The sequence below is a fragment of the Pseudomonas sp. PME37.24/006 genome, assembly GCF_055556635.1.
The window spans coordinates 1-229 of the sequence record NZ_JBVHNL010000322.1; the positions used below are offsets into that span (position 1 = coordinate 1).

Sequence of the window (229 nt, forward strand, 5' to 3'; positions counted from 1 at the left end):
TGCATTGGCATGATGAAATGGTACGACGGCCAGCAAGGCATCGTAGGTATCAGCTGCAATACCATCCAGATCCCAATTGGTCAGCATGACATTTTCAGCATAATTGCTTAAATGCAATTTAAGAAAATCTGCCCGATCAATGTTTGCCATTGGGTAAAGCAGTTCCAGCATCTTGCCTTCGGCAGGTACTTCCAGCAATCTTTGTGGGCTATTCAAATTGGCATATGAC

At 44.1% G+C, this 229-nt stretch carries 1 protein-coding gene; it reads right to left on the reverse strand.

What is annotated here, in order from left to right; all coding sequences use genetic code 11:
* Positions 1–229: hypothetical protein (locus tag ACZ3GY_RS24905; protein ID WP_465912509.1), on the reverse strand; the 229-nt coding region annotated here is incomplete at both ends.